13 protein-coding genes are annotated in these 12,735 nt (G+C 70.2%); 3 read left to right on the top strand and 10 right to left on the bottom strand.

Features of this window, described 5'->3' with window-relative positions; all coding sequences use genetic code 11:
* The 5 genes from A5712_RS10290 to A5712_RS10270 all read right to left on the bottom strand — a co-directional run.
* Positions 1-598: class I SAM-dependent DNA methyltransferase (locus A5712_RS10290; protein WP_156766504.1), on the bottom strand; the 598-nt coding region annotated here is incomplete at its 3' end.
* Positions 595-1,824, bottom strand: coding sequence for a winged helix-turn-helix domain-containing protein (locus A5712_RS10285; protein WP_068104129.1), 1,230 nt, complete (start codon positions 1,822-1,824; stop codon positions 595-597). The genes A5712_RS10290 and A5712_RS10285, both read right to left, overlap by 4 nt.
* A 59-nt stretch (positions 1,825-1,883) precedes the next feature.
* Complete coding sequence (locus A5712_RS10280) at positions 1,884-2,585, bottom strand: cell division protein DivIVA (protein WP_068104127.1); 702 nt, start codon at positions 2,583-2,585, stop codon at positions 1,884-1,886.
* A 111-nt stretch (positions 2,586-2,696) separates the two neighbouring features.
* Positions 2,697-3,182: a dihydrofolate reductase gene (locus A5712_RS10275; protein ID WP_068104125.1), complete on the bottom strand. Its 486-nt coding sequence runs from the start codon at positions 3,180-3,182 to the stop codon at positions 2,697-2,699.
* Between the two features lie 7 nt (positions 3,183-3,189).
* The gene (locus tag A5712_RS10270; protein WP_068104122.1) at positions 3,190-3,990 is read right to left on the bottom strand and encodes a thymidylate synthase; all 801 of its coding nucleotides are present in this window, start codon (positions 3,988-3,990) and stop codon (positions 3,190-3,192) included.
* 42 nt (positions 3,991-4,032) lie between these two features.
* Here A5712_RS10270 and A5712_RS10265 point away from each other — a divergent pair, with 42 nt between their 5' ends.
* Positions 4,033-4,773 carry a dienelactone hydrolase family protein gene (locus A5712_RS10265; RefSeq protein ID WP_068104119.1) on the top strand — a complete coding sequence of 247 codons (741 nt, stop codon included), beginning with the start codon at positions 4,033-4,035 and terminating at the stop codon, positions 4,771-4,773.
* On the opposite strand, the gene A5712_RS10260 is transcribed toward A5712_RS10265, so the two are convergent.
* Positions 4,762-6,006 carry a glycosyltransferase gene (locus tag A5712_RS10260; RefSeq protein ID WP_068104117.1) on the bottom strand — a complete coding sequence of 415 codons (1,245 nt, stop codon included), beginning with the start codon at positions 6,004-6,006 and terminating at the stop codon, positions 4,762-4,764. The two genes, A5712_RS10265 and A5712_RS10260, sit on opposite strands and share 12 nt — an antisense overlap.
* A gap of 562 nt (positions 6,007-6,568) precedes the next feature.
* Between A5712_RS10260 and A5712_RS10255 the strand changes: the two genes are divergently transcribed.
* Complete coding sequence (locus tag A5712_RS10255) at positions 6,569-7,057, top strand: PAS domain S-box protein (RefSeq protein WP_068104115.1); 489 nt, start codon at positions 6,569-6,571, stop codon at positions 7,055-7,057.
* Here A5712_RS10255 and A5712_RS10250 read toward each other — a convergent pair.
* From A5712_RS10250 to A5712_RS10240, 3 genes are read right to left on the bottom strand one after another with little or no spacing between them, the layout of a single operon-like run.
* A complete protein-coding gene (locus tag A5712_RS10250; protein WP_082973380.1) occupies positions 7,006-8,097 on the bottom strand; it encodes an acyl-CoA dehydrogenase family protein in 1,092 nt (363 codons plus the stop codon). The genes A5712_RS10255 and A5712_RS10250 overlap by 52 nt on opposite strands.
* Positions 8,094-9,287 (bottom strand): acyl-CoA dehydrogenase family protein, encoded by a 1,194-nt coding sequence (locus A5712_RS10245; protein ID WP_068104111.1) that lies wholly within the window; start codon positions 9,285-9,287, stop codon positions 8,094-8,096. The genes A5712_RS10250 and A5712_RS10245 overlap by 4 nt, the downstream gene beginning before the upstream one ends.
* Positions 9,284-10,051, bottom strand: coding sequence for an SDR family oxidoreductase (locus tag A5712_RS10240; protein ID WP_068104109.1), 768 nt, complete (start codon positions 10,049-10,051; stop codon positions 9,284-9,286). The genes A5712_RS10245 and A5712_RS10240 overlap by 4 nt, the downstream gene beginning before the upstream one ends.
* A 96-nt stretch (positions 10,052-10,147) precedes the next feature.
* Here A5712_RS10240 and A5712_RS10235 point away from each other — a divergent pair, with 96 nt between their 5' ends.
* Positions 10,148-10,477 carry a PE-PGRS family protein gene (locus A5712_RS10235; protein ID WP_068104107.1) on the top strand — a complete coding sequence of 110 codons (330 nt, stop codon included), beginning with the start codon at positions 10,148-10,150 and terminating at the stop codon, positions 10,475-10,477.
* Between the two features lie 11 nt (positions 10,478-10,488).
* Here A5712_RS10235 and A5712_RS10230 read toward each other — a convergent pair.
* Positions 10,489-12,735 (bottom strand): carboxyl transferase domain-containing protein (locus tag A5712_RS10230; RefSeq protein ID WP_068104105.1); only part of this gene is annotated, 2,247 nt, incomplete at its 5' end.

Here is a 12,735-nt window from a genome sequence, read left to right as displayed (position 1 = left end):
CGCCGCGGACGAGGCCCGCGTCGTCGATGCCGTGGACGGCGAGGTTCATCTTGGCCATCCGCCAGGTCTGCTCGACGCTTTCCTGGCCGTAGATGGTGACCTTCGCGGGATCGCCGTCGTGCTCGGCGATGAATTGCTCGGTGCGCACGAACATCCCGCCCGAGCCGCAGCACGGGTCGTACACGCGGCCGCTGGACGGTTCGAGCACCTCGACCATGACCCGCACGACGCTTGGCGGGGTGAAGAATTCGCCCCCGCGCTTGCCCTCGGAGCGCGCGAAGTTGCCCAGGAAGTACTCGTATATCTCGCCCAGCATGTCCCTGCCGCGTCGCGCACCGTCGAGCAGACCCACCAGCTCACCGAGCCGGCGCTGGTCGAGGTTCTCGTAGCGCCGCGGCATTGCGGCGGCGTCCATCGCGTCGTCGATGCGACGGCCGAGGTCCGGTGATGTCGCGTTGTCCACCAGGGCTTGCCACTGCGAACCGGCGACGTGCTGCAGGAACACCAGGCCCAGGATCACGTCCTTGTATTCACCGGCCGGGACCGACCCGCGCAGCTTTTCCGCGGCCTTCCAGAGCGTGTCCTTGAGCGCTTTCATCGGCCGGCCCGCTTGGCCGCCGGGCGCAATTCGCCCGCCAGGTCGCCGCGGCCGGCGACGCTGAACCCGCCCAGCCCCAGCCACGACGCCATCGAATTCAGTTCGCCCGCCAGCGCGTCGGCGACGGCGGGCCGAGGCACGTCGCGCTCGGCGAACGCGCCCACCACGCGCAGCGAGTCGGTGGCGCGGTCGGCCTTGAGGTCCACCCGCGCGACCAACCGGCCGTCCATCAGCAGCGGCCACACGTAGTAGCCGTACCTGCGTTGGGCGGCCGGGGTGTAGATCTCGATGCGGTAATGGAAGTTGAACAGCCGCTCCACCCGGGGCCGGAAGAAGATCAACGGGTCGAACGGGCACAACAGCGCGGTGCCGCGATCGGAGCGCGGCAGCGTACGGCCCGCCCGCAGGTACGCCGGGGCCGACCAGCCGTCGACGTCGGCCCGCTCGATCTCCCCGGCGGCCAGCAGGTCGGCGATCGCGGGCTTGACCTGCCGGGCCGACAGCCGGAAGTAGTCGCGGATGTCGGCCTCGGTGCCCACGCCCAGCGCGGTGGCGGCCCGCAGCGTGAGCTCGCGCACGGCCTCGTCGTCGTCGACCTCGCGGGCCAGCACGCTATGCGGCAGCACCCGCTCGACCAGGTCGTAGTGGCGGGCGAAGCCCACCCGGGTGGCCGTGGTGAGCGCGCCGGAGGCGAACAGCGCCTCGGCGACCCACTTGGTGTCGCTGCGGGTCCACCAGGTCCCCTTCTTCCGCCGCGGTTCGGCGGCCAGGTGCGCCTCGATCTGACCGGCGGTGCTAGGCCCCAGCTCGGCGACGGCGGCGAGAATGTCCTCGGCGAGTTGGGGATTGGCCTTGACGATGTGGGTGCCCCAGCGGCCGTGCCGGTATTGGCGCATCCGCCACCGCAGCAGCGGCCAGTCGTCGACGGCCATCAGCGCGGCCTCGTGGGCCCAGTACTCGACCAACAGCCGCGGCGAGCGCGCCGAATGCGACCAGGCGGCGCGGTCCAGCACGTCGCGGTCGTAGGGCCCCAGCCGGCTGAACACCGGGGCGTAGTGGGCGCGCACCGCCACCGACACCGAATCCAGCTGCAGCACTTGGATTCTCGAGATCAGTCTCTTCAGATGCGCGCGGGTGACCGGGCCCTTGGGCCGCGGCTCGCTAAACCCTTGTGCCGCAACGGCTAAGCGCCGAGCCTGGGCGGCGGTCAGCGTGCGTTTCCCGATCGGCACGGCGCCGAGAATACCGCGTTTTGGCCGCCCTACGCGGCAACGCTACCGCGGGATCAGCTCGCGCCGACTTTCTCGCCCAGTGGCACGACGACGCTCGCCTCCGGCAAATCCTTCTGCTCCTGGCGCGCCGCCGCGAGAGCGGCCGGAACGGGCTCCAGGTCGCGGTAGACCCGCTCCAGTTGCTCGAGGATCTTGATTCGCTGCTGGCTGGCCTCGTCCGCGGCCCGCCGGGCCTGCTCGCGATAGTGATCGGCTTCCCGCCGGGCATCGCGCCACGCCTGCTCGATAGCCCGTTCGGTTTCGTCGCGCATCTCCGCGAGTTCGGCCTCGAGCTTTTTCTTCTTTTCGTCGTAATCCGCCTCGAGGGCCTCCCGGCGCGCGGTCAGCTGCGCCATCTGCTCCTCGTGCTCTCGCCGCGACTCCTCCGCCTCCGCCTCCGCCGACGCGATCAGCGCGTCCGCCTCGGCGCGCGCCTCGGCCTGCAGCTGGGAAACCTCGTCGACCGTGCGCCGCAGCATGTTGGCCATCCGCAGTTGCATGGCGTGGGGCGACGGTGAGGTGTCGGTGAGGACGGCGACCTCTTTGCGCAGCGCCGCCGCTTCGTCGCCGGCCTGGGTCAGTCGCGCCTCCAGGCTCCTGACGTCATTGAGCAGCAGCTGCTGCTTGGCGGTCAGCGCCTCGATGGACTCGTCAACGGCCGCCGCGTCGTAGCCCCTGAACACACGCGGAAACGTCTTCGCGGGTTCGGTTATCACTGCAAATTCCCCCCTTTACTGGAAATGAGTTATAGACCCGTGAGACCGACCCCCGAGTCCCGAGTATGTCAGGCGGTGCGCGTCACGCGGGCGGCGCCGCCGGGGCGACCCCTACGGACGACGGTACGTGTGAAACCGGTAACGCAGCCCCGTGCGGCTGACCTGCCAGTCCCCCGTCACGCCCAACCACGACTCGTCGAGCACCGGGGCCAGCGCGTCTCCGTCGTCGCGCGGCAGGTCGATTTCGACCTCGGTGACCTCGCAGCGGGTGGCCAGCGGCAGCCCGAGCAGGTAGATCTGCTCGCCGCCGATGACCCACGCCTGCGGCTCGGTCAGCGCCGCCTCCAGCGAATCGAGCACCTCAGCCCCCTCGGCCACGTAATCGGGGTCCCGGGACAGCACGACGTTTCGCCGGCCCGGCAGCGGGCGCACCCGCGCCGGCAGCGACTCCCACGTCCGCCGCCCCATCACCACCGTGTGACCCATGGTCACCTCTTTGAAGCGCGCCAGGTCCTCGGGAACCCGCCACGGAATGTCGCCGCCGCGCCCGATCACACCGGACGTCGACTGAGCCCAGACCAGACCCACACGGGTCATACGCGCGTCATACCGCGACTGGAGCTTTGATCGCCGGGTGCGGATCGTAGTTCTTCACGACGACGTCTTCATACGTGTAGTCGAAGATCGAATCCCTGTGCGCGAGAACGAGTTCCGGGTACGGCCGCGGCTCGCGGGCGAGCTGGGTCCGCACCTGTTCGACGTGGTTGTCGTAGATGTGGCAGTCACCGCCGGTCCACACGAACTCGCCGACCGCGAGGCCGGCCTGGGCGGCCATCATGTGGGTGAGCAGCGCGTAGCTGGCGATGTTGAACGGAACCCCGAGGAACAGGTCGGCGCTGCGCTGGTAGAGCTGGCAGCTCAGCCGCCCGTCGGCGACGTAGAACTGGAACAGCGCGTGGCACGGCGCCAACGCCATCTGCGGAATCTCGCCGACGTTCCACGCCGAGACGATGATGCGCCGCGAATCCGGGTCGGTGCGCAGCAGTTCCAGTGCCGCGCTGATCTGGTCGACGTGCTCGCCGGTCGGCGTCGGCCAGGACCGCCACTGCACGCCGTAGATGGGCCCGAGATCGCCTGTCTCGCTTGCCCATTCGTCCCAGATGGTGACGCCGTGCTCGTGCAGCCAGGCGACGTTGGAGTCGCCGCGCAGGAACCACAGCAACTCGTAGACCACCGACTTGAAATGCACCTTCTTGGTGGTCAGCAGCGGGAAGCCGGCCGTCAGGTCGTAGCGCAACTGCTGGCCGAACAGGCTGCGGGTCCCGGTTCCGGTGCGGTCGGATTTGGCGGCGCCCCGGTCGAGCACCACGCGAAGCAGGTCCTCGTAGGGGGTGGCGATCGGCACGCGGCCAGCTTAGCTCCCAGGGCCAGGAGTAGAACGGATCCCATGCCGAAGTTCACCGACAGCATCACCACCCCCGACGGCTCCTGCCCCGTCCGATTTTTCACCCCCGAAGGGCCCGGCCCCTGGCCGGGCGTCGTGATGTACTGCGACGCCGGCGGGGTGCGAGACACCTTCGACGAGATGGCCGCCAAGCTCGCCGGATTCGGCTACGCGGTGCTGCTTCCCGACGTGTACTACCGCAGCGGCGACTGGGCCCCGTTCGACATGGCCACCGTGTTCAGCGACGAGCAGGAACGCAGGCGCCTTTTCGGAATGATCGGCGGCATCACACCGGACAAGATGGCCAGCGACGCCGGCGCGTTCTTCGACTACCTGGCCGGGCGCCCCGAGGTGTCCGGCGACCGATTCGGCGTGTGCGGCTACTGCATGGGCGGGCGGACGTCGCTGGTGGTGGCCGGCCGCCAACCGGACCGCGTCGCCGCCGCGGCGTCCTTCCACGGCGGCGGGCTGGTGAGCGACGGCGCGGACAGCCCCCACCTGCTGGCCGACCGGATCACCGCCACGGTGTACGTGGGTGGCGCCGAGAACGACGCGTCCTTCACGACCGACCACGCCGAGCAGCTCGACAAGGCACTGACGGCGGCCGGCGTGGCGCACACCATCGAGTGGTATCCCGCCGCCCACGGCTTCGCGGTCCCGGACAACCCTCCCTACGACCCCGCCGCCGACGAGCGGCACTGGGCGGCAATGACGGAGGTCTTCGGGTCGGCGCTACCGCGCTAGGCTGGCGGCCTTTTCCCGGCTGATCGTCTCGAGCAGCAGGTTCGCCGCCACCGCCGCCCCGTCGGTGCGGATCGTGCTCGCCACGGCGCCCGCTCGCGCGCGGGCCTCGGGGGTCAACACGGGCTCGAGCGCGGCGAACAGCGACTCGGCGGTCGGCGCCACACCTATGTGCGCGGTCCCGATGCCCAGTTCGCCGACCCGTCCCGCCCAGTACAACTGGTCGGCGCCCTGCGGCATCACCACCTGAGGGGCGCCCGCGGCGGCGGCCGTCGTCGTGGTGCCCGCGCCGCCGTGGTGCACGACGGCGGCCACGCGCCCAAACAGCGACTGCTGGTTCACCTCACCGACGGAAAAGCAGTCGTCCCCGTCGTCGATCGGCGCCAGGCCGGCCCACCCCCGGGCGACGACCACGCGGCGGCCGAGCCCGCGGATCGCCTCTAAGGCCGCGAGGGCGAGGTCGGCCGGGCCGCGCAGCGGCATGCTGCCGAAGCCCACGTACACCGGTGGCGTCCCGGCGTCCAGGAACTCGACCAGCTCCGCCGGCAGCGGACGCGTGTCCCGCAGCATCCACGCGCCGGTTTGGACGACGTCGAGGTCCGTCGGCTCCTGCCACGGGCCCAACGTCGGGTCCGACGCCAGCCACGGGCGGTCGGTGAAGGCGTGACCGCGGACGTCGTGCACCGGCGGCAGGCCGACCTCGGCGCGGTGATGGTTGAGCGTCGGGCCGAACAGCGCATTCACGTTTTGGGCGTCGAGGTCCCACAGCGCCCGGTGGTCGATCGCGCCCGGTGGCAGCGGCCAGCTCCAGAACGAGGGCGGCCGGTGGTGTGGCGACGGCAGGTTGGTGGGGTGATAGCTCGCGTAAACGTAATGGATGCCAAGCATTTCGGCCGCCGACCGGGCGCCGGCAGCCGCGGGCAGCAGACCCGCGGCCACCAGCGCATCGCATCCCCGGGCCGCGTCCGCGACGGTGTCGAACTGCGCGGCGATCAACTCATCGAAGTGCCGCCGCAGGTACGCCTCGGACTGCGGACCGGCCGCGCTGGTCATGGCGCGCACCGACTCGCCGAATGCCACCAGCGGCACACCGAAACCGGCGGCCCGCTCGGCGAACTCGTCGTCCGGCGGCGCGCAGATTCCAACCTCCGCGCCGAGCGCTTGCAGTTGGACGGCGAGGCCCAGCAGCGGCTCGACGCCACCGCGCGAATCGTATGTCGACAGCAGCACACGCATTCGCTATCTCCATTCGCAACGGTGATTCGGGAACCGATTGTGCAGCGGCGCCGTCAGCGCCGCGAGCCCACGATATGTCGCCGAAGCTGTTTGCCGGACCAATAGCTAACGATCGCCTTGAGCAAAACCCGCCGGGGGCTCGGGGCACCGACCAGTGCCGCTGAAAGACAAGCAACTTGTCTGTCGCCCGGGTTGCGCGCCGACGTGAGTTAGCGACAGCCCGGGCGCGGCACTTGCTGCCGCGGCGTGGCGCCGATGCCGCGTTAATGAGAAGAGTTAGCGAAGCCGACCTCCCGTGTTTGCTGTGGGCCCGCATCTAGCCGGGTAACGAGCGTCGGCGCCCGCGTTCAGCTAACAAAACGGCCTAGGAAGTTACATGCCAATGGTATTGTTCTGGCGCCGGAGTCAATTGTGCACATGCCGAATAGCTAATTCAGCTAACCGCTATGGACTTCTTTTAAGCCTTCCCATAATATTTGCTGTGGGCGCGTTCAACTAAAAGCGCGCCTTTGCCGCATCCGGGAGACCAGGCCGGCGCGACGACGGGAGGACAGTGATCCCGATGATTCCCAAAGCCGCCGACGGTTCGCGCATTGAGCGCCGACGCCCGAGGCCGCCCGGCAACTTGCCAATCGACGAATTGCAACGAATGCCGGCGTTGGTCGTCTTGGAACGGCTACCGGCCCCGGCCATCGCAGTCGATCGCGCGGGGACCATCCTGTTCGCCAACGGCTCGTTCTGCGACATGGTGGGCTACTCGCCGGATCAACTCGCGTCGATGAACTTCGAAGACCTCTTCTACCGCATGCCGGCCGACGACGGATGGATCACGCTGGTCGGCACCGGCGCCAAGCGCACCGTCGAGCTGCGGAACCGGGGCGGGCACTCGGTGTGGGCCAGCATGAGCAGGTCGGCGATGCGACGCCGTGACGACACCGTCGCCCTGGTCACCTTCCATGACCTCACCGAAGAGATCTGGCTGACCGGCGACTGCCGGCGTCACGAGGACGGCAGGTTCACCAGCTTTGCCAACAGGGCGCGGTGGCGATAAGCGGTGCCCAGAGCTAACTGATCGCTCTTGGCGCGCTTGAGGTAGAGGTGCGCCGGATACTCCCACGTCATTCCGATGCCGCCATGCAGCTGTACGCACTCCTCGGCGGCATGCACGGCAACGCCGCTGCAGTAGGCCTGCGCGAGCGCCGCCGCGGTCGCCGCGTCCTGATCGGCGGTCGCGCACGTGTCGGCGGCGTGCCTGGCCACCGCCGTCGCAGTGCCGACCTCGAACCATAGATCCGCCAGCCGGTGCTTGATCGCCTGGTAGGACCCGATCGCGCGGCCAAACTGCTTGCGCTGCTTGACATACGCCAGCGTGGTGTCGAAACACCACTGGGCCACGCCCAGTTGCTCGGACGCGAGCAGCGCCGCCCCGGTCTGAAGCGCTTCGGCCACCGCGAGGTCCGCCGGCCCCAGCCGCGACGACGCCACCCCCGAAAAGCGCACGCTCGCAAGCGGTCTCGTCATGTCCAGCGCGAGCACGGGGGACACCTGCACGCCCGCGGCGGTGCGCGGCACGGTGTGCAGCTCGAGCCCGCCGGGCGCGACCGCCGGCACCACCAGGACGTCGGCCTCGACGGCGCCCGCGACGCTGCCGACCTCTCCGCTCAGCCCGTCGGGGCCGGCACTGACGCCCCCAACCGAATCGCCCGGCGCCGTGGACAGCGGCACCACCAGCGCCGCGGTGATCTCGCCGCGGGCCAGCGCGCCCACCGTCTCGTCGTCGCCGGCCCGCAACAGCGCGATGGTGGCGAGGACCGCGCTGGACAGGAACGGCACCGGCGCCACCGCGCGCCCGATCTCCTCCATGACGACCGCGGCCTCGCGCGCCGACGCGCCGGCGCCCCCAAGCGACTCGGGGACCAGCAGGCCGGCCACCCCAAGCTCGGCGGCCAGCGTCCGCCATATTCCCGAAAAGTCCTGTGGCGCAGCGTCATACGCTCGGACCACCGATTCGGGCGGGCAGCGGTCGGTGAACAGGTGACGAACGCTGTCGCGCAACGCCTCCTCGGTATCGGAATACAGGAGATCGCTCACCGCGGCAGGTCCTTCCACGCGACGTCCTTGTCGACCCGGTGTTCGCCCGGCAGCCCAAGGATTCGTTCGGAGATGGTGTTGCGCAAGATCTCCGACGTGCCGCCCTCGATCGAGTTGCCGCGCGCCCGCAAATACCGGTATCCGGGCCCGCGACCGACCAGGTCGACCGTCTCCGGTCGGCGCAGGGTCCAGTCGTCGTAGCGCAGGCCCGCCTCCCCGTGCAGCTCGATCTCGAACCCCGAGATCGCCTGGGCCAGACGGGCGAAGGCCACCTTCATGCCCGCACCCTCCGGTCCGGGCTGCCCGGTGCTGGCCTGCTGGCGGGACCGCTCACCCGTCAGCCGAAGGGCCTCCGCGTCGACCCACAGCCGCATCAACTCGTCGTGCATCGCGGGGTTGCGCAACGCCGGCTGGTCGCGCCAGGCGCCGGTGACCTTGCCGATGTGCCCGCCCTCCCGCGGCATTCCGGCGCGAGTGCCGATGGCGACGCGCTCGTTGTTCAGCGTGGTGGTCGCGACGCGCCAGCCGCCGCCCTCCGCGCCGAGCCGATTCGCATCCGGCACCCGAACGTCGGTGAGGAACACCTCGTTGAACTCCGCCTCGCCGGTGATCTGGCGCAGCGGCCGGATCTCGACACCCGGCTGGGTCAGGTCGCACAGGAAGTACGTCAGGCCGGCGTGTTTGGGCACCGTCGGGTCGGTGCGGGCGACCAGGATGGCCATGTCCGCGTGCTGAGCCTGCGACGTCCACACCTTCTGCCCGTTGACGATCCAGTCGTCACCGTCGCGGACCGCGCGGGTGGACACCCCGGCCAGGTCCGAGCCGGCGCCGGGCTCGCTGAACAACTGGCAGTAGATCTGTTCACCGGTGAACAACGGGCGCAGAAACTTTCGCTTCTGCTCGTCGGTCCCGAACGCCGCGATCGTCGGCGCCGCCATGCCCATGCCGATGTAGTTCTTGACGGTGCCGCCCACCGGCGCACCGGCAGCGGCCAGCCGCGCGTCGACGAGCTGCTGCGCGTCCCGCGACAGGCCCAGTCCGCCGAAACCCGGCGGCAGGTGGACCCAGGCCAGCCCCGCATCATATTGCGCGCCAAGGAATTCCCGCGCTTCGGTGGTGGCCGGGTCGTGCTCGTCGAGCAGCGCCTGGACCCGCGCGGCCAGGTCCGCTGTGACGTCTATGGTGCTCATTGGGCCTGATATCCCTGGGCCGGGCCGAGCAGCAGGCCGCCGTCGATCACCATCGTCTCGCCGGTGATCCAGCTCGCCGCGTCGGAAACCAGGAACGCGACGGCGCCCGCCACGTCGGCCGGCTCACCGATGCGCCCGAGCGCGATCGTCGCCGCCAGCGGATCCTCGTGGTCCTTCCACAGCGCCTCGGCCAGCCTGGTGCGCACCACTCCCGGTGCGATGGCGTTGACCCGGACGCGGGGGGAAAGTTCCAGCGCCAGTTGCTTGGTGACGTGGATCAACGCGGCCTTGGTGGCGTTGTACATGCCCATCGCCGGCGACTGGTGCAGGCCTCCGATCGAAGCGGTGTTGACGATCGACCCGCCGTGCTCCCCCATCCACGCCTTGACCACCAGCGAGGTCCACAGCAGCGGCGCCCACAGGTTGACGTCGAAGATCTTGGTGAAGCGGGCGTGGTCCTGCTCGATCAGCGGGCCGTACGCCGGGTTCGTTCCCGCGTTGTTGACCAGGATGTCGACGCTGCCGAAGCGCTCCAGCGTCAGGTCCACGCAGCGCCGGGCGGCGTCCTCGTCGACGGCGTGGGCGCCGACGCCGACGGCCTTCTCGCCGACCTGCGCCGCGGCCGCGTCGGCGGCTTCCTGCTTGCGGGCGGTGAGCACCACGTCGGCGCCGGCGGCGGCCAGTTGCTGGGCGATCGCCAGCCCGATTCCGCGCGAGGCGCCCGTGATGATCGCGGTCCGTCCGGTCAAATCCAGTGAGGTCATCGTGTGCCTTCTGTCCGCACCAATAATTTTCGTTAGCGATGTTTTGTACCCGTGTGCGCGTGGTATGCGACACGCATGTTAGCCAAACTAAACCTCGTGAAACCACTGGTCGTGGCCGGGGCGGTCGCCGCAGCGATCGCCGCCGCACCGACGGCCGCCGCGGACGCGTTTGGGGCAGGACCGGCGATGACGGGGTCCGCGCCCACGCACATCGTCATCAAGGACGACCCGGGCGGCGGCGGTTGCGACGCCAACGGCAACTGCGGTTCGGGCGGCCAGAACCAGGGGCCCGGCGGCGGCCCCGGCGGGCAGGGTTGCGTGCCGGGCGTCGGCTGCGGCTCGGGCGGCCAGTTCGCCGGACCCGGTGGCGTGCCCGGCGGCACCGGGTGTCTGCCCGGCGTCGGCTGCGGTTCCGGCCACGGATAACCCTTTGACCCTCAGCCTCCCGGCAGCCTGGTAATCCAGGCCCGGGAGTCTGCCGGGTCGATGACGTCGTCAAGTTCGAACGTGGTGGCCGACCGCAGCGCCTTACCGTGCTGGTAGGCCGCCGCCACCAGCTTGTCGAACAGCTGCTGGCGCTGGATCGGATCCTGTTCGGCCGCAAGTTCTTTGCTGAAGCCGAGCCGCACCGCCCCTTCCAGCCCCATGCCGCCGATCTCGCCGGTCGGCCACGCCACCGTGAACTGGGGCGCGCGGAAGGACCCGCCGGCCATCGCCATCGCGCCCAGCCCATAACCCTTGCGCAGGATGATCATTCCCAGCGGCACCGTCAATCGCGCGCCCAGCACGAACATCCGGCCGAAGCGGCGCACGGCGGCTTCCTTTTCCGCGTCCGGCCCGACCATGAAGCCGGGGGTGTCGCACAGCGAGACGAGCGGCAGCCGGAACGACTCGCACAGCGCGAGGAAGTCACCGGCCTTGTCGGCGGCCTCGGCGTCGATCGCCCCGCCGAGGTGATGAGTGCTGTTGGCGATCAGACCGTACGCCACGCCCTCGACGCGAACCAGCGCGGTGACGATCCCGACGCCATAGTCGGGGCGCAGTTCCAGCACGGAACCCACGTCGAAGATCGACTCGATCACGCGGTGCACGTCGTAGGCGCGTAATCGGTTCTCTGGTATCACATGTCGGGCCGCCCGCGGGTCCGGCGCGGCCCATTCCCGGATGGGGCCGTCGAAATACGACAGGTACTGCTTGGCCAGCGACACCGCATGCGCCTCGTCGCGGGCGACCAGGTCCACGACACCGTTGTGCCGCTGAACGTCGATCGGCCCGATCGCCTCCGGCGGGTACACCCCCAGCCCGCCGCCCTCGATCATCGCCGGACCGCCCATTCCGATGTTGGCGTCGGGGGTCGCGATGATCACGTCACACACCCCGGCCAGCGCGGCGTTGCCGGCGAAACAGCGGCCGGAGACGATCGATACCAGCGGCACCCGGCCGCTCAGCGCGGCCAGCATCCGGAACGTCGGCACGTCGAGGCCCGCATGGCCACCGACGTCGGTGTCGCCCGGCCGACCGCCGCCGCCCTCGGCAAACAGCACCACCGGCAGGCGTTTTCGGGTGGCCAGCTCGAAGACACGGTCGGTCTTGGCGTGATTGCGCATGCCCTGCGTGCCGGCGAGCACGGTGTAGTCGTAGGACACGACGACGGCCTCGGCGCCCCCGATCCGGGCCAGGCCGGCGACCAGGCCATCGGCCGGGGTGTTGGCGATCAGGTCCTCCTCGGAGCGCCGGCTGCGCTGGGCGGCGATGGCCAGCGCGCCGTATTCGACGAAGCTGCCCGGGTCGACCAGGTCGGTGATGTTCTCCCGGGCGGTGCGCCGGCCGCGCGCGTGCCGCTTGGCGACGGCCGCCTCCCGGCCCTCGTCCCGGGTGAGCAGGTGGCGCCCGTGCACCTCGTCGAGGTCGGCGCGGGGCCGGTCGAGATCCATTGCGGTCGAGTAGGATTCGGTGCCGTCCTCGGCGCCCGTGCGGGTGAACACCAGCAAGGGATCGCCGGTGCCGACCACCTGGCCCGGCGCCACCAGGCTCCGGACCGTCCGCAGCGGGTCCGGGGCGGTGAGCACGTGCTGCATCTTCATCGCCTCGAGGACGACGAGCGGGGCGCCGGCCCCGAACGCCTCACCCTCCGCGGCCACCTCCACGACCGTGCCGGCCAGTTGAGCGCGCAGCACTTCCTCGCCGGGGTAGAGCTCGACCGGCGCGACGCGGACGTCCTGCTGGTGAGCCAGCGCGGCGGCGGCCAGCGCGGGAAGCTTCTCGTCGAGGAAATCCGTCGTCACCCAGCCCGATTGGATCCCGCTGTCGCCCAGCAGCTCTCGCAGCAACCCGATGTTGGTGCGCACGCCCTCGACGCCGAATTCACCCAGGGCGGTGCGAGCCTTGCGCACCGCCGCGGGCCACGAGGTTCCGCGCACGTGGGTGATGACCTTGGCCAGCAGCGAGTCGTAGCGCGGGCTGGTGACCAGGCCCGGCCGGCCGTAGGTGTCGACACGCACGCCGGGACCGCTCGGCGGCGAAAACACCGTCAACGTGCCCGCCGCCGGCACCACCGAACCGTCGGCGGCGAAGGTCTCCATGTTCACCCGGGCCTGGATCGCGATGCCGCGGCGGGCGGCCGGCTCGCCGATCACTTCGCTTCCGTCCGAGGCGATCCCGGCGGGGAGCCCGAGTTCGTAGTA

It is taken from the genome of Mycobacterium sp. E2327 (assembly GCF_001672675.1).
Classification (GTDB): Bacteria; Actinomycetota; Actinomycetes; order Mycobacteriales; family Mycobacteriaceae; genus Mycobacterium.
This window is presented reverse-complemented; position numbering and strand designations above follow the sequence as displayed.

Bases quoted from the DNA above. Each gene is read 5' to 3' on its own strand.
- A5712_RS10265 (WP_068104119.1), top strand. From the start codon at position 4,033: ATGCCGAAGTTCACCGACAGCATCACCACCCCCGACGGCTCCTGCCCC.
- A5712_RS10245 (WP_068104111.1), bottom strand. From the start codon at position 9,287: ATGAGCACCATAGACGTCACAGCGGACCTGGCCGCGCGGGTCCAGGCG.
- A5712_RS10240 (WP_068104109.1), bottom strand. From the start codon at position 10,051: ATGACCTCACTGGATTTGACCGGACGGACCGCGATCATCACGGGCGCC.
- A5712_RS10275 (WP_068104125.1), bottom strand. From the start codon at position 3,182: ATGACCCGTGTGGGTCTGGTCTGGGCTCAGTCGACGTCCGGTGTGATC.
- A5712_RS10260 (WP_068104117.1), bottom strand. From the start codon at position 6,006: ATGCGTGTGCTGCTGTCGACATACGATTCGCGCGGTGGCGTCGAGCCG.
- A5712_RS10255 (WP_068104115.1), top strand. From the start codon at position 6,569: ATGATTCCCAAAGCCGCCGACGGTTCGCGCATTGAGCGCCGACGCCCG.